The sequence below is a fragment of the Cellulosimicrobium sp. SJTW-1 genome, assembly GCF_047716875.1.
Taxonomy (GTDB): Bacteria; Actinomycetota; Actinomycetes; order Actinomycetales; family Cellulomonadaceae; genus Cellulosimicrobium; species Cellulosimicrobium funkei.
On sequence record NZ_CP136680.1, the window covers coordinates 625046 to 644983 of the forward strand.

The 19938-nt window shown below is 75.3% G+C and carries 18 protein-coding genes and 1 riboswitch; of the genes, 9 read left to right on the forward strand and 9 right to left on the reverse strand.

The genetic code is table 11. The features are described 5' to 3' along the window. The first annotated feature begins 53 nt into the window (after positions 1-53). Positions 54-169, forward strand: a riboswitch (SAM riboswitch). Between the two features lie 33 nt (positions 170-202). Both RSE42_RS02860 and RSE42_RS02865 read left to right on the forward strand, forming a co-directional pair. After that, on the forward strand, positions 203-1636 hold the full coding sequence (locus RSE42_RS02860; RefSeq protein ID WP_409141291.1) for an aminotransferase class V-fold PLP-dependent enzyme: 1434 nt from the start codon (positions 203-205) through the stop codon (positions 1634-1636). A gap of 112 nt (positions 1637-1748) precedes the next feature. Further along, complete coding sequence (locus RSE42_RS02865) at positions 1749-2396, forward strand: GNAT family N-acetyltransferase (RefSeq protein WP_409141292.1); 648 nt, start codon at positions 1749-1751, stop codon at positions 2394-2396. A gap of 142 nt (positions 2397-2538) precedes the next feature. Here RSE42_RS02865 and RSE42_RS02870 read toward each other — a convergent pair whose 3' ends face one another. Next, positions 2539-2712: a CsbD family protein gene (locus RSE42_RS02870; RefSeq protein ID WP_034652831.1), complete on the reverse strand. Its 174-nt coding sequence runs from the start codon at positions 2710-2712 to the stop codon at positions 2539-2541. 92 nt (positions 2713-2804) lie between these two features. Between RSE42_RS02870 and RSE42_RS02875 the strand changes: the two genes are divergently transcribed. Continuing rightward, positions 2805-3404, forward strand: coding sequence for a GNAT family N-acetyltransferase (locus RSE42_RS02875; protein ID WP_415297819.1), 600 nt, complete (start codon positions 2805-2807; stop codon positions 3402-3404). Positions 3405-3504: 100 nt separating this feature from the next. Here the strand turns inward: RSE42_RS02875 and RSE42_RS02880 are convergent, their stop codons facing one another. The 3 genes from RSE42_RS02880 to RSE42_RS02890 are packed head-to-tail and all read right to left on the reverse strand — an operon-like array spanning position 3505 to position 7353. Then, complete coding sequence (locus tag RSE42_RS02880) at positions 3505-4572, reverse strand: MaoC/PaaZ C-terminal domain-containing protein (RefSeq protein WP_415297820.1); 1068 nt, start codon at positions 4570-4572, stop codon at positions 3505-3507. Continuing rightward, positions 4569-5945 carry a 3-oxoacyl-ACP reductase gene (locus tag RSE42_RS02885; protein ID WP_194521886.1) on the reverse strand — a complete coding sequence of 459 codons (1377 nt, stop codon included), beginning with the start codon at positions 5943-5945 and terminating at the stop codon, positions 4569-4571. The genes RSE42_RS02880 and RSE42_RS02885 overlap by 4 nt, the downstream gene beginning before the upstream one ends. A gap of 25 nt (positions 5946-5970) precedes the next feature. Then, positions 5971-7353, reverse strand: a complete 1383-nt coding sequence (locus RSE42_RS02890) for an acetyl-CoA C-acetyltransferase (protein WP_415297821.1) — start codon at positions 7351-7353, stop codon at positions 5971-5973. Between the two features lie 228 nt (positions 7354-7581). Between RSE42_RS02890 and RSE42_RS02895 the strand changes: the two genes are divergently transcribed. Beyond that, positions 7582-8382, forward strand: coding sequence for a TetR/AcrR family transcriptional regulator (locus RSE42_RS02895; RefSeq protein WP_415297822.1), 801 nt, complete (start codon positions 7582-7584; stop codon positions 8380-8382). Continuing rightward, complete coding sequence (locus RSE42_RS02900; RefSeq protein ID WP_415297823.1) at positions 8379-10511, forward strand: acyl-CoA dehydrogenase; 2133 nt, start codon at positions 8379-8381, stop codon at positions 10509-10511. The genes RSE42_RS02895 and RSE42_RS02900 overlap by 4 nt, the downstream gene beginning before the upstream one ends. A 286-nt stretch (positions 10512-10797) precedes the next feature. Here RSE42_RS02900 and RSE42_RS02905 read toward each other — a convergent pair whose 3' ends face one another. The 4 genes from RSE42_RS02905 to RSE42_RS02920 all read right to left on the reverse strand — a co-directional run bounded on the left by RSE42_RS02905 (position 10798) and on the right by RSE42_RS02920 (position 14982). After that, positions 10798-11862 carry a DUF2599 domain-containing protein gene (locus RSE42_RS02905; protein WP_415297824.1) on the reverse strand — a complete coding sequence of 355 codons (1065 nt, stop codon included), beginning with the start codon at positions 11860-11862 and terminating at the stop codon, positions 10798-10800. Further along, positions 11859-12299, reverse strand: a complete 441-nt coding sequence (locus RSE42_RS02910; RefSeq protein ID WP_415297825.1) for an NUDIX hydrolase — start codon at positions 12297-12299, stop codon at positions 11859-11861. The genes RSE42_RS02905 and RSE42_RS02910 overlap by 4 nt, the downstream gene beginning before the upstream one ends. Before the next feature lie 23 nt (positions 12300-12322). Next, on the reverse strand, positions 12323-13798 hold the full coding sequence (locus tag RSE42_RS02915) for an APC family permease (protein WP_415297826.1): 1476 nt from the start codon (positions 13796-13798) through the stop codon (positions 12323-12325). A 62-nt stretch (positions 13799-13860) separates the two neighbouring features. Beyond that, a complete protein-coding gene (locus tag RSE42_RS02920; protein ID WP_415297827.1) occupies positions 13861-14982 on the reverse strand; it encodes an EamA family transporter in 1122 nt (373 codons plus the stop codon). 91 nt (positions 14983-15073) lie between these two features. Between RSE42_RS02920 and RSE42_RS02925 the strand changes: the two genes are divergently transcribed. From RSE42_RS02925 to RSE42_RS02935, 3 genes are all read left to right on the forward strand, one after another. Beyond that, positions 15074-16024, forward strand: a complete 951-nt coding sequence (locus tag RSE42_RS02925) for a LysR family transcriptional regulator (protein ID WP_415297828.1) — start codon at positions 15074-15076, stop codon at positions 16022-16024. After that, the gene (locus RSE42_RS02930; RefSeq protein WP_415297829.1) at positions 16024-16572 is read left to right on the forward strand and encodes a hypothetical protein; all 549 of its coding nucleotides are present in this window, start codon (positions 16024-16026) and stop codon (positions 16570-16572) included. Before RSE42_RS02925 ends, RSE42_RS02930 begins: the two co-directional genes overlap by 1 nt. A 70-nt stretch (positions 16573-16642) precedes the next feature. Further along, complete coding sequence (locus tag RSE42_RS02935; protein WP_415297830.1) at positions 16643-17029, forward strand: DUF1304 domain-containing protein; 387 nt, start codon at positions 16643-16645, stop codon at positions 17027-17029. A 52-nt stretch (positions 17030-17081) separates the two neighbouring features. Here the strand turns inward: RSE42_RS02935 and RSE42_RS02940 are convergent, their stop codons facing one another. Beyond that, a complete protein-coding gene (locus RSE42_RS02940; RefSeq protein WP_034651373.1) occupies positions 17082-17357 on the reverse strand; it encodes a hypothetical protein in 276 nt (91 codons plus the stop codon). 163 nt (positions 17358-17520) lie between these two features. On the opposite strand from RSE42_RS02940, the gene purL reads away from it, so the two are divergent. After that, positions 17521-19893: a phosphoribosylformylglycinamidine synthase subunit PurL gene (gene purL / locus RSE42_RS02945; RefSeq protein WP_415297831.1), complete on the forward strand. Its 2373-nt coding sequence runs from the start codon at positions 17521-17523 to the stop codon at positions 19891-19893. Positions 19894-19938 lie beyond the last annotated feature (45 nt).

The window sequence follows — 19938 nt, forward strand, 5'->3', positions numbered from 1 at the left end:
CGCCGTGACCACCGGTTGACACGCCGCCGTCCGCGCGGACATCCTGGTCCGCAGGTCATGAGTGCCAGCGCGAAACCCCGGTTTGCTGGCCGGCAACCCTCCTCTCGCGGCGGGGTGCCCCGGGTGACGACCAGGCCGCACGCCGACCGGCGGGCGGCAAGCGCGGGGAGGTTCTCCCCGGACGACCCTGGAGGACTGTGCCATGACTGCTCTCGCGGACGTCTCGTGTCCCACCGACGCCCCGGCCCCTGACCTCGCGGCGCTCGTCGACGCGCCCGCGCTCCTGCCCGTCGTCGGCGGGGACACGCTCGTCCCGCTCGTCGACGGCCGCAGCGTGCCGTACGCGAACCTCGACGTCGCGGCGTCGGCCCCGGCGCTGCGCTCGGTCGCGGACCGCGTGACCGAGGTGCTGCCGCTCTACGCGAGCGTGCACCGCGGCGCGGGCTACCTGTCGCAGGTCTCCACGGCGCTCTACGAGGCGTCGCGCCGCACGATCGGCGCGTTCGTCGGCGCGCGCGAGGACGACGTCACGGTCGTCACGCGCAACACGACCGACTCGCTCAACCTGCTCGCGGGCTGCGTCCCGGCGAACCCGGACGGCACGCCCGGGCGCGTGCTCGTCCTCGACGTCGAGCACCACGCGAACCTGCTGCCGTGGCAGCGCGCCGGCGGCGCGACGGTCCTCGCGGGCGGCGCGTCCGTCGCGGAGACGCTCTCGGGCCTGCGCACCGAGCTCGCGCGCTTCCCGTACGCGCTCGTCGCCGTGACCGGCGCCTCCAACGTCACGGGCGAGTCCCTGCCCGTCGCCGAGGTCGTCCGCGCCGCGCACGACGCCGGGGCGCGCGTCGTGCTCGACGGCGCGCAGCTCGTCCCGCACCGCGGGTTCTCGCTCGCCGCGTCGGGTGTCGACTACGTCGCGTTCTCGGGGCACAAGACCTACGCGCCGTTCGGCGCGGGGGCGCTCGTCGGGCGGCGCGACTGGCTCGACGCGGGCACCCCCTACCTCGCGGGCGGCGGCGCCGTGCGCCAGGTCGCGGTGACCGGGACGCAGTGGCAGACGGCGCCCGCACGCCACGAGGCCGGCTCGCCGAACGTGGTGGGCGCCGCGGCGCTCGCGGCGGCGTGCGACGCGCTCGCCGCGCTCGACCCGGCCGACCTGCACGCGCACGAGGCGGCGCTCCGCGCGGCCCTCGTCGCGGGCCTGGAGGCCGTCCCGGGTGTCCGGGTCGTGCGCGTGTGGGACGACGCCGTCGACCCGGTCGGCGTCGTGACGTTCGCCGTCGAGGGCCACGACCCGGGCCTCGTCGCCGCCTACCTCTCGGCCGAGCACGGCATCGGCGTGCGCGACGGCCGGTTCTGCGCGCACCCGCTGCTCGCGCGCCTCGGCTACGACGCGGGCGCGATCCGCGCCTCGGTGGGCGTCGGGACGACCGGTGCGGACGTCGTGCGCCTCGTCGAGGCCGTGCGCGCGTACGTCGAGCAGGGACCGACCACCCGGTACGAGGTCGTCGACGGCTGCTGGGCCGTCGTGGACGACCCGCGCCCGGTCCCCGCGGGGTCCGGCCTGGAGGGGCTCTTCGCGACCGCGGCGGCGGGTTTCCTCGCCGACGCGGCGGGCTGCGGACCGGCCGTCTGACCGTCACCGGCGGCCGACGCGGCAGCCTGTTCACCGGGTCGTCGCCGAGCGTTGTCCACCGCGTCGCCGGACCCTCTTGGCGCGGTGTTCCGCGTGTGCTCTGATATGCGCTGTGCTGCACGACGTCGTCCTCTCGGGGCACGGTTTCCGGCTGGAACCGCTGGCCCTGGAGCACGCTGAGACGCTGGCCGGCCTCGTCGACGAGGCGATGTGGTCAGGGATGAGCATCCCCCTGCCCTACGGGGTCGCGGGGATGGCCGATCTCGTGGCCGCGACCCGCGCGGCCCCGGACCTCACGGGCTTCGTCGTGCGCGCCGTCGACCCCGACGGCGCGCCCGGCGCCGTGCTCGGCAGCACCGCGTTCCGCGACCTGTCGCTCGTCGACCGCCGCGTCGAGGTGGGCCGCACGTTCTACGCGCGCACCACGTGGGGGAGCCTCGTCAACCCCGTGACGAAGTGGCTCCTGCTGCGCCACGCGTTCGAGACGTGGGACGTGCACCGGGTCGGCTTCCGCGTCGACACGCGCAACGAGCGCTCGCTCGGGGCCATGCGCCGTCTCGGCGCCTACGAGGAGGGCGTCATGCGCGGCCACCGCACCGCGCCCGACGGGACGCGCGCCGACTCCGTGCTGTTCTCGATCCTCGCGCCCGAGTGGCCCGGGGTCGAGGTGGGCCTCCTCGCGCGGATCACCGCCCCGCGCGTCGTGCCGGTGCTCGCCCCGGCGCCGTCGGCCGACGTCCGGCCGCTCGCCGCGTCCTGACCGTCGCCGCTCCCGGTCGTCGCGCCCCGGTCGTCGCGTCCTGGTCGTCGCATCCCGGTCGTGGCGTCCCGGGCGAACGGTCCCGAGACGCCACGAGGGCCCCGCCGGAGCGGAGCCCTCGTGGGCAGAACGGTGGAGCACGTCAGCGGTCGAACGCGTCCTTGACGTCGTCGCCCGCCTGCTTGACGTTGGCCTTGGCCTGGTCGCCCTGGCCCTCGGCCTCGAGCCGCTCGTTGTCCGTGAGCTTGCCCGCGCCTTCCTTGAGCTTGCCACCCGCCTCTTCAGCGGCGTGCTTGGCCTTGTCTCCGAGTCCCATGGGTGCTCCTCTCGTCGGTACCTCTCGACCGTAACCACGGTCGGCCGGGTTCGCACGCGGTCGGGGCACCGGCGGTGTGGTGGGATGTGCGGGTGCACCACGACACCGTCCTCGAGGGCTTCGGCGTCCGCCTCGAACCGCTCGCCGCGACCCACGCGCCGGCGCTCGGCGCCCTCGTCGACGACGGCATCTGGGCGGGCATGTCCAGCGCCGTCCCGCGCGGCACGGACGCGATGGAGGGCTACGTGCGCGACGCGGTCGCCGCGCCGGGCCGGCTCGCGTTCGCGGTCCTGGGCGCCTCCAGCGCTCCCGGTGCGGACGGCGCGACCGCCGACGCCGCGGTCCGCGGCTCGACGTCGCTCTACGAGTGGGTGCCCTCCCAGGGCCGGGTCGAGCTCGGGTCCACGTTCTACGCGCGCGAGTGGTGGGGCGGGACGACGAACCCGGCGTGCAAGTACCTCCTGCTGCGGCACGCGTTCGAGGACCTCGGGGTCGCGCGCGTCGCGCTCCGCGCCGACGCCCGCAACAGCCGGTCCATCGGGGCGATCCGACGCCTGGGCGCGGTGACGGAGGGCGTCCTGCGCAGCCACCGCGTGGCGCCCGACGGCTCCCGCCAGGACACCGCCTACTTCTCGGTCCTCCGCGACGAGTGGCCGACCGTCCGCGCCGGCCTGCTCGCCCGCCTGGCCTGACCTTTCGGCGCTCCGAGCACGAGCCTGCGCGGCGTCGAGCACGGGGTAGGTGTCGTCATGCGCTCGAGAACGACACCGACCCCGTGCTCGGCGGCAAGGGTCAGGGGCGCGGGGTGACGCGGCCCGCGAGGTGGAGGCGGCCCTTGCCGTCCCACGCCTGGTAGGCGACGCCCGTGCCCGGGTCGCCCGCGCCGTCGGGCACGGCCGCCGCGACCTGCCCGACGGCGTCCCGCACCTCGGCGGGCACGTCGCCCGCCGGGCGCAGCGCGACGTCGACCGTGCCGGGCAGCAGCACCGGCTTGGCGAACGTGACGGTCCAGTCGTAGGCGTCGCCGCGACCGGGACCCGCCTCGGCGAGCGCCCGCGCCGCGGTGTACATGCCGTGCGCGATGGCCCGCGGGAACCCGAACGCCTTGGCGCCCAGTGCCGAGGTGTGGATCGGGTTGCGGTCGCCCGACACCGCCGCGTACGCGCGGCCCGTCCCCGCCCCGAGCGCCCACCGTGCGGTGGGCAGGGGCGGGACGAACGCGGGCGGGCCGTCGGCGTCGGCCGGGGCGGGGCCGCCCGGGAGGGACGCGCCCTTCGCGAGGTACGTCGAGACGCCCCGGTAGGCGAGCGTCGTCGCGGCCAGCCCGCTCCCCGCGGCGCGCTCGTCGTCCGTGCGCAGCACCGAGACCTCCGTGACGAGGTCCACCTGGACCCCGCGACGGTGCGGGCGCAGGTCCTGCGCCCACGCGCGGACCTCGAGCACGGCCCCGAGCCGCACCGGGCGCAGCACGGACACCGAGTTCGCGAGGTGCACCATGCCGAGCAGCGGGAGCGGGAAGTCGGCCCGCACCATGACGGCCGTCGCGAGCGGGAACCCCAGCACGTGCAGGTACCCGGCGGGCAGGACGTCCGACGGCGCCTCGCCCACGAGCCGCGCGTACCGCGCGAGGTGCGCGGCGCTGCCGACGTGGTCCGGCGCCGCGTCGTCGCCCGTCGGGACGGCCGCGACCCGGTAGGTGACGTCCGGGAGCGTGAGCTCCGTCCGGTCGCCCCGGACGGGCAGCCGGTGCGCCGCCGCGATCCGGCCCGACGCCGCGAGCCCGCGCACGTACAGGCCGCCCAGACCCGGGACGGCGGGCAGCGTCTCGACGCGCGCCGGGGCGCCCGCGGGCGCCGTCACCGGCCCACCACGTTCTGCCCGCACACGCGCAGCACCTGCCCGTTGACGCCCCCGGCCGCGGGCGACGCGAGGAACGCGATCGCCTCGGCCACGTCCACGGGCTGGCCGCCCTGCTGGAGCGACGCGACGCGGCGCGCGACCTCGCGCTGCACGAACGGGATCGACGCCGTCATGTCCGTCTCGATGAAGCCCGGCGCGACGGCGTTCGCCGTCCCGCCCGGACCGCCCGGCGCCGCGAGCAGGCGGGCGAACGCGCGCGTGTGCCCGATGACGCCCGCCTTCGAGAACGCGTAGTTCGCCTGGCCCCGGTTGCCCGCGATCCCGCTCGTCGAGGCGAGCGACACGACGCGCGGCGCGGAGGAGAACCCGTTCGCGCCGAGCAGGTACTCCGTGATCCGCAGCTGCGCGGCGAGGTTCACCGCGACCACCGCGTCCCACTTGTCGGGCGACATGTTGGCGAGCAGCTTGTCGCGGAGGATGCCGGCGTTGTGCACGAGGACGTCGAGCCCGCCGTGCCGTGCGCGAGCGTGCTCGAGGATCCGGGCGCCCGCGTCGTCGGCGGTCACGTCGAGCTGCAGCGCCGTGCCCTTGATCTCGTTCGCGACCCGGGCGAGCGCCTCGCCCGCCGCGGGCACGTCGACCACGACGACCTTCGCGCCGTCGCGCGCGAGCGTCCGGGCGACCTGCGCCCCGATGCCGCGGGCCGCGCCCGTGACGACCGCGACCTTGCCGGCGAGCGGCTGGTCGAGGTCGGCGGAGCTGTTGCCAGAGGCGCCGTCGGTCGCGCTCGGGCCCACCCGGAGGAGCTGGCCGTCGACGAACGCCGACTTGGCGGACAGGAAGAAGCGGAGGGTCGCGAGGACGCTCGGGCTGTCGACGGGGGCGTCGTCGGTCACCTGGATGCCGTTGGCGGTCGCTCCGTAGCGCAGCTCCTTGGCGACGGACCGCAGGAACCCGTCGACGCCCTCGCGGGCGGCGGCGAGCTCGGGCGAGTCGGTGTCGGCGGGGGCGCGGGAGATCGTCACGACGCGACCGTTGGGCGCGAGGCGGCGGAGCGTCGCCGAGAGCGCCATGACGGGCGCGGACGCGTCCTGCGGCCGCTCGATCCCGCTGAGCACGACGACGACCGCGCCCCAGCGGGTCGTGTCGTCCGGGGTCTGGCGGACGTCGAGGTCCCAGCCGAGCAGGGCCTCGGCGACGAGGTCGGCGTCGTCGCGCACGCCGGGCGTGCCGCCGAGCACGAGCACGGGCCCGACGGTGAGCGGGTCGCCCGCGCGGAAGCGGCGCAGGACCGCGGGGCGCGGGAGGCCGAGCTTCTTGGCGAGCGTCTTCGTGAAGCCGGAGTTGACGGCCTGGACGTAGGAGTCGGTCACGGTGTTCCTCTCGGTCGTCGGGGCGTCAGGCGGCGTCGGTCGCGGGGACGGACTCGAGGATCGCGGCGACGCCGAGGCCCCCCGCGGCGCACACGGAGATCAGCGCACGCGCGGGCGCCCCGGTATCGGCGGTGCGCTGCGCGAGGAGCTTGGCCGCCGTCGCGACGATGCGCCCGCCGGTCGCGGCGAACGGGTGGCCCGCGGCGAGCGAGGAGCCGTTGACGTTGAGCCGCGAGCGGTCGATCGAGCCGAGCGCGCCGTCGAGCCCGAGCTCGGTGCGGCAGTACTCGTCGTCCTCCCAGGCCTTGAGCGTCGTGAGCACGGTCGACGCGAACGCCTCGTGGATCTCGTAGAGGTCGAAGTCGCCGAGCGTGAGCCCGTTGCGGGCGAGCAGGCGGGGGACCGCGTGCGCGGGGGCCATGAGCAGGCCCTCGTGGCCGTGCACGAAGTCGACGGCGGCGGTCTCCGCGTCGACGACGCGCGCGAGGAGCGGCAGGTCGCGCTCGCGCGCCCACTCGGCCGAGGCGAGGAGGACGGTCGACGCGCCGTCGGTGAGCGGGGTCGAGTTGCCCGCCGTCATGGTCGGGGTGACGCCTTCCAGGCGCTTGCCGTACACCGGCTTGAGCGCGGCGAGCTTCTCGAGCGACGAGTCGGCGCGCAGGTTGTCGTCGCGCACGAGCCCGCGGAACGGGGTGACGAGGTCGTCGAAGAACCCGGCGTCCCACGCGGCCGCGAGGCGCTCGTGGCTCGCGAGCGCGAGCTCGTCCTGCGCCTCGCGCGAGATGTCCCAGCGGGCCGTCGTGATCGCCTGGTGCTCGCCCATCGACAGGCCGGTGCGCGGCTCGTCGGTCGCGGGCGTGAGGGGCGCGAGGTCGGCGGGGCGGACCTTCGCGAACGCCTTGACGCGCTGGCCGAACGTCTTGGCGTGGCTCGCCTCGAGCAGCGCCCGACGCAGGCCCTCGCTCACGGCGATGGGGGCGTCGGACACGGTGTCGGAGCCGCCCGCGACGCCCGACTCGACCTGGCCGAGACGGATCTTGTTCGCGACGGCGATGGTCGCCTCCAGGCCGGTCGCGCACGCCTGCTGGAGGTCGTAGGCCGGGGTCTGCGGGGAGAGCGACGACCCGAGCACCGACTCGCGCACGAGGTTGAAGTCGCGGGAGTGCTTGAGCACGGCGCCGCCGACGACCTCCCCGAGCCGCTCGCCCTGGAGGCCGAAGCGCGCGACGAGCCCCTCGAGCGCGGCGGTGAACATCTCCTGGTTGCTCGCGGACGCGTACTTCTTGCCGGCGCGGGCGAACGGGATGCGGTTCCCGCCCACGACCCACGCGTCGCGGGGAGCGCCCGCAGGGGCGTCTTCCCGGGGGGACTGCCCGGGGGTCGGGCGGGGGCTGGTGCTGGTGGCCACTGTGCCTCACTTCCTGTCCGTGCTCGCTGCGCTGCGTTCGGTGCCGGCCCGGGAGAGCGCCTCGGCACGGCGTGCGCGAGGCGGGGGAGAGGACCGGTTGGTGTCCAATACCAAGAGTACCTGATACTCTCGGTTTCGTGAGTCGGGTCACAGGGCTGTGCCCTGCCCCGGCACGGCACCCGTGACGAGGTGCCGACGACATCGAGGTCGGGCGCAACGGAGGACGACGTGAACGCAGGTGCCGACGCGCGACCGGTCACCCGAGGGCGGGTGCAGCCGGCCGCGGTGGTCGACGGTCGGTCGACCCGCTGGGACGAGCACCGGGCGGCGCGCCGCGCGGAGCTCATCCGGGCGGCGAGCAAGGCGGTGCACCGGGGAGGCCCCGGGGTCTCCATGGACGAGATCGCGGCGGCGTCGGGCACGTCGAAGTCGATCATCTACCGCTACTTCGACGACAAGACCGGGCTCCAGGTCGCCCTGGGCTCCGCCGTCGTGGGGCAGATGCACGACGCCCTGACCCAGGCGGCCGAGACCGCCGAGACGCCCAAGCGCGCGCTGCGCGCGATGGTCGGCGTGTACCTCGAGATGATCGAGAGCTCGCCCAACGTGTACTACTTCGTCACCCGGACGAGCGCCGTCGCGGGGACGGAGGAGCCCGCCGCCCAGCTCGCGGCGAGCGGCCTCACCCAGGGCGCGGGCGGCGCCGACCGCGCCCCGCTCGCCGCCTTCCTCGACTCGGTGATCGAGCTCGTCGCCGAGCCGTTCGCCCGGGTCACCGACGTCTCCCCGGCCGACGCCGCGGCGTGGGCCGCGGGCGCCGTCGGCTTCGTCCGGGGCGCCGGCGAGTGGTGGCTCGCCCACCGCGAGCGCGCCGACGTCCCCGACCGCGAGCAGCTCACCGAGCGCGTCGCCGCGTGGCTGTGGGCCGGCCCCGTCGGCGTCCTCTCCCACAACCCGGGCACGACCCGCCCGGACGCCGTCCGCCCTCCGCACCCGGCGACCGCCTCAGACCCCAAGGAGAAGCCATGACCGCCACGTCCGACCGTCCCGCGCTCGCACCGCGCACGACGAGCGCCGGCGACGCGGGCCCGACGTCGCAGGGCGACGCCCGCGTCGACGTCGCCGCGCTCGAGAAGATCCTGCTCGGCCGCTGGGCCGACCTGCGCGCGGCGGCGCGCGCGACCGCGGGCGAGGAGGCGTTCCAGCGCATCGAGGGCCTGAGCCTGCGTGAGCACCGCGAGCGCGTGCTGGAGCAGATGCACCTGCTCGTGGGCAAGGGCCAGGTGTGGCGCGGGTACCCGGAGCGCCTCGGCGGCGCGGACGACGCGGGCGGCAACCTCGCCGGGTTCGAGGAGCTCGTCGCGGCCGACCCGTCGCTGCAGATCAAGGCGGGCGTGCAGTGGGGGCTGTTCGGCTCGGCCATCCTGCACCTAGGCACGCCCGAGCAGCAGGACCGTCTCCTGCCGGGCGCCATGGACCTCTCGGTGCCGGGCGCGTTCGCGATGACGGAGATCGGCCACGGGTCCGACGTCGCGAGCATCGCCACCACGGCGACGTACGACCCGGAGACCGAGGAGTTCGTCATCCACACCCCGTTCCGCGGGGCGTGGAAGGACTACCTCGGGAACGCGGGCGTGCACGGCGTGGCCGCCGTCGTGTTCGCGCAGCTGATCACGAAGAACGTCAACCACGGCGTGCACGCGTTCTACGTGCCCATCCGCGACACCGCGGGCGAGCGCGACGAGCTCGGCCGGCTGCCCTTCCTGCCCGGCGTGGGCGGCGAGGACGACGGCCAGAAGGGCGGGCTCAACGGCATCGACAACGGGCGCCTGCACTTCGACCACGTGCGGGTCCCGCGCACCGACCTGCTTGCCCGCTACGGCTCGGTGGACGCCGACGGCACGTACTCCAGCCCCATCGACAGCCCCGGACGCCGCTTCTTCACGATGCTCGGCTCGCTCGTCCAGGGTCGCGTGTCGCTCGACGGCGCCGCGGTGACCGCGGCGAAGCTCGGCCTCGCGATCGCGGTGCGGTACGCGAACGAGCGCCGCCAGTTCACGGGCGCGACGCCGACGGAGGAGGTCGTGCTCCTCGACTACGGCACGCACAAGCGTCGCCTGATCGTCCCCATCGCGGAGACCTACGCGGCGCACTTCGCGCACGACCGCCTGCTCGACCTGTTCCACTCGGTGTTCTCCGGCGAGGAGGACACCCCGGAGCAGCGCGAGGACCTCGAGACGACGGCGGCCGCGCTCAAGGCCACGAGCACGCGGTTCGCGCTCGACGTGCTCCAGGAGACGCGCGAGGCGTGCGGCGGGGCCGGGTTCCTCACGACCAACCGCATCACGAGCCTGCGCGCCGACCTCGACGTGTACGCGACGTTCGAGGGCGACAACACCGTGCTGCTCCAGCTCGTCGCGAAGCGCCTGCTCGCCGACTACGGCAAGCAGTTCAAGGGCATCACCCCGGGCCAGATGGCGCGCGTCGTCGTCGAGCGCGCGAGCGACATGGCGCTGCACCGCACGCCGCTCAAGCGGGCCGCGCAGGCGCTCGCGGACGTCGGCGACCCGCGCCGTGCGGCCGGCCACCTGCGCGACCCCGAGACGCAGCGCGCGCTGCTCACCGACCGGGTCGAGACGATGGTCGCGGACGTCGCGCAGGCGCTGCGCCCCGCGCAGAAGGCCGACCCGGAGACGGCGACGAACCTGTTCAACGCCCACCAGGTCGAGCTCGTCGAGGCGGCCCGCGCCCACGCGGAGCTGCTGCGCTGGGAGGCGTTCACGCAGGCGCTCGACACGATCGAGGACGCGGGCACGCGCGAGGTCCTCACCACGGTGCGCGACCTGTTCGGCCTGAGCCTCGTCGAGCGGCACCTCGCCTGGTACCTGCTCAACGGGCGCCTCTCGACGCAGCGCGCGCGCACGGTGACGAGCTACCTCGACCGCCTCATCGACCGGCTGCGTCCGCACGCGCAGGACCTCGTGGACGCCTGGGGCTACGGCCCCGAGCACCTGCGCGCGACGATCGCGACGGGCATCGAGAAGGAGCGCCAGGACGAGGCGCGCGACTACTACCGGCGCCTGCGCGCGAGCGGCGACGAGCCGCGGAGCGAGAAGTCGCTGCGCAAGGCCGCGAAGGGCGGCCCGCAGGCCCGCTGACCACCCCGGCGCCCTCTTCGGCGCCACCCCGGAACGTCCTCGGCGTCGCAGGCGGAGCGGTACCGCTGCCGAGGGTCAGGCCCGGGCGGCACGACGTCCACCAGCCGTCGTGCCGCCCGGGCCGTTGCCGTCTCGGTCTCCGTCTCGGTCTCCGTCTCGGTCGCCGAGCACGAGGTTCCTGTCGTTCCGAGGCGGATGCCGACAGGAACCTCGTGCTCGACGCTGAGGGACGTCGTGCTCGGCGGCCGAGCCGGTGCGCGGGCCGCAGTCGGGACGACGGCGGCGGTCAGGCGGGGTTGCAGCGCGCGGACATCGTGGCGAGGAGCCCGACGTCGGGCCGCCAGGGCTCGAGGTTCCACGTCGCCTTGTCCGGGGCGCCGACGGCGTGGCACACGAGCTGGTCGTGCATCGTCGGGGTGTCGGCCTCCGGCTCGGCGGCGACGATCTGCGCCCACACGAGCTCACGGCCCGCCTGCCCGGCGGCGCGGGCCCACGCCGTCGGGTCGACGGCGAGCGACCGGCCGCCCTCGCGCTCGCCCCAGCCGGTGCTCCGCACCGCGCGCGTACCGAGCGGGACGACGACGTCCCACGCCGCGGCGGCGTCCGTCGTCACGGTCTCGTCCGCGTCCCCGGCGGGAGCGCCCGCCGCGTCGTCCGCGCCCGACGTCGTCCCCGCGGTCCCCACGAGCGTCACCTCCGCGCGGTGGGCGTCGACGAGCGCGACCCGGACGCGCGGGGTCCCGGGCGCGGGGGTGCTCGCCGCGGGGCCGGCGTCCGCGCCGTCGGCCGTCCCGCTCGCCGCCCCGCTTGCGCCGTCCGCGCCGTCCGCGCCGGGCGTGCCCGGCGCTCCGTGCCGGCCCGCGACGCGCGGGGCGCCGAGCCCGCCGACGGGCGTGCCGCCGTCGTCCAGGACGGTGAGCGTGCCGTCCGGGTGGCGCACGAGCGAGCCGCCCTCCACCGAGACCACGGCAGGGGCGCCCGCGAGGGTGAGCGTGACGTCGGACGCGCCCTCGGCGTCGGCCGTGACGCGGGGAGGCGTCGCCCCGCCCGACGTCGGCGGGGGCACGGCGATCTCGACCGTCGCCGTCCCGACGGGGACGCGCACGGCCGTCGGCTCGGCGCCGCCGCTCCGGTCGCCGTTCGGGTCGTCCGCGGCGCCGCCGTCCTCCGTGGTGGCGCCGGGATCGGGGGACGGGGCCTGCGCCGGTGCGGACGTCACCGCGTCCGGGTCCGGCGGCGGGGTGCCGGGCGTGCACGCGGCGAGCGCGACCGGGACGAGGACGGCGACGGCGAGCGCGCCCAGCACCGTCGTCCCGGGCCGCCCGCCGGCCACCCGGCGCGGGCGGGTCACGACGGCACGGGGAGCAGGCCGGCCCACCGGCGGGCCACGTCGACGAGGCCGACACGATCCAGCGCGTCGACCTCGTCGGGCGTGAACCAGCCGACGTCGTCGGTCGACTCGTCCTCCTCGACGCGCAGCTCGCCGCCCACCACGTGGGCCCGGTAGACGATGCGGATCGCGTGCAGCGACCGGTCGCGGTCCTCGGGCCGGATCCGGTCGGCGGCGTCGATCACGAGGCTGTCGACGCCGAGCAGGCCGTCGAGCTCGACGTCGTAGCCGGTCTCCTCGCGCACCTCGCGGACGGCCGCGGCGGCGGGGTCCTCGCCCTGGTCGATGCCGCCGCCGGGCAGCGTCCAGCCGCCGCGGTCCCCCTCGCTCCAGTGGGGGAGGAGCATCCGGCCGTCCTCGCGGACGACCACGGCGTAGGCGGCGACGCGGATCTGCATGGGCCCATCATGCGCGACGGCGGTCACCGCCCCGGGCCGTCGTCGTCGACGTCGTCCTCCAGGCGCGACACGTCGGAGAACGCGATCCGGCGGTGGCGCACCGAGCGGTTGTAGAGCCACGTGACGAACGAGAGCACGACCCCGAGGGCCACGAGCGCGCCCGCGATGACGTACTGCTCCTGCTGCTCGGCGCTGCGGGCCCACGGCCCGGCGAGGTACGCGCACGTGAGGGCGCCGAGCACCGCGAGCGAGGTGCGGGTGCGGAAGTGCTCGTGGTCGACGCGGTCACGACGCAGCACGAGGAGGGCGACGTTGACGATCGTGAAGACGACGAGCAGGAGCAGCGACGTCGTCCCGCCCAGGAGGGCGATCGCGTTGGTTCCCGCCGCGGTCCCGGACTGCCGCACGACGTACACGATGAGCGCGAACGCGATGGCCGTCGTCACGAGGATCGCGACCCACGGCGTGCGGCGGAACGGGTGCACCTGGCCGAACGCGCGCGGCAGCACGCCCTGGTTCGCCATGCCGTAGAGCAGGCGGGACGCCATGAGCATGTTGATGAGCGCGGAGTTAGCGACGGCGAACATCCCGATGAACGGGAAGATCGTGTCGAACGGCAGGTTCGGCGCGCCCGCCGCGACGACCTGCGTGAGCGCGGACCCCTTGGCGTCGTCCGTGAGGTCGCCCACGGGGACGAGCGCGACGGCGGTGATCGCGACGAGCACGTAGATCGCGCCCGTGATCGAGAGCCCGGTGAGCATCATGCGCGGGAAGTCCCGCACGGGGTTCTTGCACTCCTCGGCCATGTTCACGGAGTCCTCGAACCCGACCATCGCGAAGAACGCGAGCGTCGTCGCGGCGGTGACGGCGAGGAACACGCTCTTGTCGTCGGCGCTCTCGAACACGACGACGCGCGAGAAGTCGGCGCGGCCCTGCGTCGTCGCCCACAGCCCCACGAAGATGACGAGCAGGAGGCCGGACAGTTCGACGAGCGACAGCACGACGTTCGCCTTGACGCTCTCCCCGACCCCGCGCAGGTTGACGAGCGCGACGAGGGCCATGAAGGCGAGGGCGATGAGCAGGCGCCCGTCCCCGCCCGTCGGCAGCTCGAGCCCGAACCCGTCGGAGACGAACCCCGCGAACGCGTTGGACGCCGTGGAGGCCGACGTGATCCCGGAGCTCATGACCATGAACGCGACGACGAACGTCAGCAGGTGGATGCCGAACGCCTTGTGCGTGTAGAGCGCGGCGCCCGCGGCGCTCGGGTACTTCGTGACGAGCTCGAGGTAGGAGAACGCGGTGATCGTCGCGACGACGAACGCGAGCAGGAACGGCAGCCACGCCGCCCCACCGACCTCGCCCGCGACCTGGCCGGTGAGCGCGTACACGCCTGTGCCCAGGATGTCCCCGACGATGAACAGCAGGAGCAGCTTGGGCCCCATGACGCGCTTGAGCTCCGGTTGCTGCCGTTCCTCCGTGCGGCCCGCGGTCTCGCTCATGAGAGGCTCCCTCGCGTCTCGGACGTCCCGGACTCCCATGGAACCCCCGCGCGGGCGTCCTGTCAGCGCGAACGCGCGCGTGTCCCGGTCGGACCGTCGGTCGCGGTCGCGTCGGGGCGCCCGGGAGCGGAGGGCGGGTCGGTCGCGACGAAGGACGCCGCCGCGTCGGGCGCGACCGCCGTGCCGGGGACGGCCGTCGCGCCGGGCGCGACCGCCGTGCCGGGCGAGCGCCGTCGCCCGAGGACGCCCGTCGTCGTCGCGACACCCAGCAGGAGCACGACGCCGCCCACCACCTCGGCCGCGTTCGGCACCTCGTCGAGCACGAGCCACGCGGCGAGCATCCCGACCGGCGGCACGAGCATCGTGAACGGCACGACCGCCGACGCCGGGTACCGCGCGAGGAGCGTGTTCCAGATCCCGTAGCCCACGAGGCTCGCGAGCCAGGCGGTGTAGAGGGTCGACAGGACCGGCGCGAGCGTGAGGTGGGTGAGCGCGTGCCCGACGGCGTCCGGCCCGTCGAGCGCGAGCGACAGCCCGAGCATGGGGACCGGCACCACGAGCGCCGACCACACCGTCATCGACAGCCCCTCCAGCCCGGGCCGCGAGGGAGAGCCCCGGTCGCGCGAGGTAGAGCCCAGGTCGCGCGGGGTAGAGCCCTGGTCACGCGAGGGAGAGGCCAGGTCGCGGCGGCTCCCGGCGCGTCGGGCGACGACGTTCCCCACCGCCCACGACGCCGCGGCGGCGAGCGTCACGACGAACGCGAGGGCCGGCGTCGAGGCGCTGCGGCCCACGCCGACGACGACCAGCCCGGCCGCGCCGACCAGCACGCCCACGAGCTGCGCACGCGTCGGGACCTCGCGCAGCGCCGCGGCGGCGAACACCACGGTGAGCCCGACCTGGGCCTGGAGCACGAGCGACGCGAGCCCGGCGGGCATGCCGAGCGCGAGCGCGGTGTACAGCAGGCCGAACTGGCCGAGGCTCATGAACGTGCCGACGAGCAGCACGTCCTGCCACCGCGCGCGGGGCCGCGGCACGAGGAACACCGCGGGGACCAGGACGACGAGGAAGCGCAGGGCGACGAACAGCGTCGGCGGCACGTCGCCGAGCCCGAGGTCGATGACGACGAAGTTCACGCCCCAGACGACGGCGACGAGGACGGCGAGGAGGGACGGGCGCAGCGGCATGGCATCGAGGGTGCGCCCGCGGCATCGTGCACGTCCAGCGCACAGTCGTGCACGGTTCCCGGTAGCGCCGCTTCCGGATAGCATCGGTCGCATGATCGACCTCGCCGCCGTGGACGCCCTGCTCGCCGTCGAGCGCACCGGCACCGTGCACGCCGCGGCGCGCGACCTCGGGTACACGCCCTCCGCCGTCTCGCAGCAGGTGAAGCGCCTGGAGCGCGACCTCGGCGCGCGCCTGCTCGACCGCCAGGGGCGCGGCGTCGTGCTCACGGCCGCGGGGCGGCGCGTCGTCGAGGAGGGCCGCGCGCTGCGCGAGCAGGTCGAGTCGCTCCGGGCCCGCCTGCACGACGCCGGGGCGCGCCCCACCGGGACCGTGCGCCTCGGCTCGTTCTCGACGGCGGTGCGCGGCGTCGTCGCCCCGCTCCTCGCGCGCGTGCGGGACGACGTGCCGGACCTGCGCCTCGTCGTCGAGGAGACCGAGCCGTGGGACGCCGTCGCGGCCGTCGCGGCGGGCACGCTGGACCTCGCGCTCGTGCACCACTGGGAGGGCGTCGGCCTCGCGCTCCCGCCGAGCCTGCGCGCCGAGGAGCTGTTCCGCGACGAGGCCGACATGCTCGTGCACGCGTCGAGCCCCCTCGCGGGGCGGGCCGCGCTCACGCCGTCGGACCTGCTCGACGAGACCTGGGTCTGCACGCCCGACGGCACCATCTGCTACGAGTGGTTCTGCCACATGTTCGCGCGCGAGCCGCGCGTCCCGCGCATCGACTTCCGGTGCCTCGAGTTCGCGTCGCAGGTCGAGGTCGTGGCCCAGGACCTCGCCGTCGCGCTCGTGCCGCGCCTCGGGCGCGGCACGCTGCCGGCCGGCGTCGTCGCGGTGCCCGTGCGCGAGCCCGTCCCGACCCGCCCGGTCACGATCGTGTGGCGCGCGACCATGACCGACGCCCCCGCGGTGCGCTACCTGCGCGAACGCCTGCGCGCCGCAGGAACCCGGCACGGCCGCGAGCCGTTAGGCCCCGTGAGCACACCTGCCGACGAAGGGACATGATGACCGAGCACGCGCCGACCCGACGGGCCGCTGACCCGCGCACCGTGGCGATCGCGGGGCTGTCCACCGTGGCGTGGTACGCCGTGCCCGACGCCGTCCGCCCGCGCTGGGCGCGCGCGCTCGCCAAGACCGCCGTCGCGACGGCCGCCGTCGCGCTGACGTTCACCTCGACGACCGAGGGGACCGAGGCGCGCGAGGGCCTGCGCTCCCTGCGCGACGCCGCCCGCGAGGCGGACGCGGGCGGGACGGACGCGACGTCCGGGACCACGACCGCCGACGGCGCCCCGCGGGAGGACAACACCTGGGCGACGACCGACGACGACACCACGCCGGTGCCGGCGGGCGTCGCCGTCGCGGGTGCGGCGGCCGGGCTCGCGCTCGCGACGACCCTCGTCGTCGCGGGCGAGAAGTGGGTCTACCGGCGCGGGGAGCGGCTGCGCGACCGCGGCGTGCGGCTGCCGCACACGCGCGTCGGGCTCGTGGTCGGCGCGCTGGCCGTGGCGCTCGCGGCAGCCGAGCCGCTCCTGTGGAACGCTGAGGAGCGCTGAGGCAGCGACACCCGGTCGGTATGCCGGGGTCCGCGCACCGTGCGGCCTCGCGGACCGGGAGGGACCGACGATGATCGGGTTCGGGCTGGCGCTCGCGGGGGTCGCCGCGGCGATCCACGTGTACATCTTCGTCATGGAGTCGCTCACGTGGACGAGCGACCGCACGCGCGCCACGTTCGGCACGTCGCCGCAGGAGGCGGCGGCCACGCGCGAGATGGCCTTCAACCAGGGGTTCTACAACCTGTTCCTCGCGGTGCTCGTCGTGCTCGGCATCGTCCTGTACGCGGCGGACCGGCAGGACGTCGGCCTGACGCTCGTGGTCGTAGGGGCCGGGTCGATGGTCGCGGCGGGGCTCGTGCTGATCCTGTCGTCGCCGTCGAAGGCGCGGGCGGCGCTCGTCCAGCTCGTGCCGCCCGCGCTCGGCGTGCTGGGGGTCGTGCTGGGGCTGACGCTCTGAGCCGTCCTGCGCCCCACGGTGGCCGCGCTCGGAGTCGCGGTCGGGGTCGTGGTCAGCAGGACGCGGCGACGCGCATGGCGCTGAGCATCTCGAGGCGCGACAGGATGCGCTCGCGCTCGGCCTCGAGCTCGTCCCGGTAGCGGCCCTCCGCCGGCTCGACGGTCTCGACGGCCCCGCGGCCCACGTAGGAGCCCGTGCGCCGGGAGTAGCCGTTGAGCTGGCGCTCGACGAGCGTGAGCTCGTGGCCGAGCCGCTCCAGGTGCGGGTCGAGGAGGTCGCTGGTCCTGCTGCGGGCGGTGCCGGACGTCGGTTCGAGAAGGGTGGTCACCCCTCCATCGGAACCCGGAAACCCGGTTTCCGCACGGCGAGACGCTCGTCTCACTTCTCGGTCGCCCGCGACGCGAGACGCCCGGACGGCCTCTCCCCGGGCGCCGGTAGACTGGCCGCGCGCCGTCGTGCGCTCCCCGCTCAGCGCCCACCCGAGGGAAACGATGACCGCCCCCGCACCCCAGGCTTCCGCACGCTCCGAGGCTCGTCCCGCCGCGTCGTCGCTCGACACCGTCGAGCACGCCGCCGCCACGCCCGACGAGGTCCAGCCGTTCGCCGAGCTCGGCCTCAAGCCGGACGAGTACCAGCGCATCCGCGACATCCTGGGGCGCCGCCCCACGGCCGCGGAGCTCGCGATGTACTCCGTCATGTGGTCCGAGCACTGCTCGTACAAGTCGTCCAAGGTCCACCTGTCGAAGTTCGGCGCGGCGACCACGGACGAGATGAAGAAGCACCTGCTCGTCGGCATCGGCGAGAACGCGGGCGTCGTCGACATCGGTGACGGCTGGGCCGTGACGTTCAAGGTCGAGTCGCACAACCACCCGTCGTTCGTCGAGCCCTACCAGGGCGCCGCGACGGGTGTCGGCGGCATCGTGCGCGACATCATCTCCATGGGCGCGCGCCCCGTCGCCGTCATGGACCAGCTCCGCTTCGGCGCCGTCGACCACCCGGACACGGCGCGCGTCGTGCACGGCGTCGTGAGCGGCGTCGGCGGGTACGGCAACAGCCTCGGCCTGCCGAACATCGGCGGCGAGCTCGTCTTCGACTCGTCGTACCAGGGCAACCCCCTCGTCAACGCGCTGTGCCTCGGCGTGCTGCGCCACGAGGACATCCACCTCGCCAACGCCTCGGGCGTCGGCAACAAGGTCGTGCTGTTCGGCGCCCGCACGGGCGGCGACGGCATCGGCGGCGCCTCGATCCTCGCCTCGGAGACGTTCGAGGACGGCGTGCCCGCCAAGCGCCCGAGCGTCCAGGTGGGCGACCCCTTCATGGAGAAGGTCCTCATCGAGTGCTGCCTCGAGCTCTACGCGGCGCAGGTCGTGGAGGGCATCCAGGACCTCGGCGCCGCCGGCATCTCGTGCGCGACGTCGGAGCTCGCCTCGAACGGCGACGGCGGCATGCACGTGTGGCTCGACGACGTCCTGCTGCGCGACCCGACGCTCAACGCGGGCGAGATCCTCATGTCGGAGTCGCAGGAGCGCATGATGGCGGTCGTCGCGCCGGAGAAGCTCGACGAGTTCCTCGCCATCACCGCCAAGTGGGACGTCGAGACCGCCGTCATCGGCGAGGTCAACGATTCCGGGCGCCTGACGATCGACCACCACGGCGAGCGCATCGTCGACGTCGACCCGCGGACCGTCGCGCACGAGGGCCCGGTGTACCACCGCCCGTACGCGCGCCCGTCGTGGCAGGACGGGCTCAACGCTCGCACCGTGGCCGCCGACGCGCTCGCCCGACCCGAGAGCGGCGACGAGCTCCGCGCGACGGCGCTGCGCCTCCTCGCGTCGCCGAACCTCGCGTCCAAGGAGTGGGTGACGAACCAGTACGACCGGTTCGTCCAGGGCAACACCGCGCTCGCGCAGCCCGACGACTCGGGCGTGGTCCGCGTCGACGAGAGCACGGGCCTCGGCGTCGCGCTCGCGACGGACGCGAACGGCCGCTACGGCAAGCTCGACCCGCGCACGGGCGCCCGCCTCGCGCTCGCCGAGGCGTACCGCAACGTCGCGACGACGGGCGCCCGCCCGCTCGCCGTGACCGACTGCCTCAACTTCGGCTCGCCCGAGGACCCCGACTCGATGTGGCAGCTCGTCGAGGCGATCGAGGGCCTCGCGGACGCGTGCCGCGAGCTCGGCGTCCCCGTGACGGGCGGCAACGTGTCGCTCTACAACGGGACCGGCGAGCCGGGGCAGATCGACTCCTCGATCCACCCGACCCCGGTCGTGGGCGTGCTCGGCGTGCTCGACGACGTCGCGCACGCCACGCCGTCGGGCTGGCGTGAGACGGGGGAGAGCATCTACCTCCTCGGCACCACGCGCGCGGAGCTCGACGGCTCGGCGTGGGCCGACGTCGAGCACGGCCACCTGGGCGGCGTGCCCCCGCGGGTCGACCTCGCGGCCGAGAAGGCGCTCGCCGGCGTCCTCGTCAACGCGAGCCGCGACGACCTCGTGTCGGCCGCGCACGACCTCTCCGAGGGCGGGCTCGCGCAGGGGCTCCTCGAGGCGTCGCTGCGCTTCGGCGTCGGGGCCACCGTGTCGCTCGACGCGCTGACCGAGCGCGACGGCGTCACCCCGTTCGAGGCGCTGTTCTCCGAGTCGACGGCCCGCGCGCTCGTCGCGGTGCCCCGCGGCGAGGAGTCCAAGCTCGTCGACGCGTGCGTCGCGCGCGGCGTCCCCGTCCTGAAGATCGGCGAGACGGGCACCGAGCCCGGCGCCGTCGCCGAGTCGGGCGAGGCGCTCGAGGTCGCGGGCCTGTTCACCGTCCCGCTCAGCGAGGCGGACGCGGCCTTCCGCGGCACGCTGCCGGCCATCTTCGGCTGACACCCGCTCCACCGACGCCCCGGTCACCGCACGGTGACCGGGGCG